The following is a 616-nucleotide window of genomic DNA, read 5'->3' as shown; positions in this document are numbered from 1 at the left end:
AACTGGTGCCCGTACCGCAAACCGACACAGGTAGGCGGGAAGAGAATTCTAAGGTGCGCGGGAAAACCCTTGTTAAGGAACTCGGCAAAATGTCCCCGTAACTTCGGGAAAAGGGGAGCCCTCATTTGTGAAAGCTTGAAACGGCCGGAGCAAGAGAGGGTTGCAAAAGAGAGGCCCAAGCGACTGTTTACCACAAACACAGGTGCCTGCTAAAGCGAAAGCTGACGTATAGGTGCTGACACCTGCCCGGTGCTGGAAGGTTAAGGGGAATGCTTAGAACTTCGGTTCGAAGGTGTAAACTGAAGCCCCAGTAAACGGCGGCCGTAACTATAACGGTCCTAAGGTAGCGAAATTCCTTGTCGGGTAAGTTCCGACCCGCACGAAAGGTGTAACGACTTGGGCACTGTCTCAACAAGGGACCCGGTGAAATTGAAATACCTGTGAAGATGCAGGTTACCCGCGACTGGACAGAAAGACCCCATGGAGCTTTACTGTAGCCTGATATTGAGTTTTGGTCAATAATGTACAGGATAGGTGGGAAGCTGAGAAGCGAGGACGCTAGTTTTCGCAGAGCTGATGTTGGGATACCACCCTTTATTGACTGGAATTCTAACTG

General features: G+C 50.8%; 1 rRNA gene. It reads left to right on the top strand.

From position 1 onward, the window contains the following. A 23S ribosomal RNA gene (locus Ga0466249_RS25895) occupies positions 1-616 on the top strand; the annotation flags it as partial.

It is taken from the genome of Pelorhabdus rhamnosifermentans (assembly GCF_018835585.1).
In the GTDB taxonomy this organism is placed as follows: domain Bacteria; phylum Bacillota; class Negativicutes; order UMGS1260; family UMGS1260; genus Pelorhabdus; species Pelorhabdus rhamnosifermentans.
The sequence above is the reverse complement of the archived record's forward strand: the minus strand, read 5'-3'. Positions and strand labels throughout refer to the sequence as shown.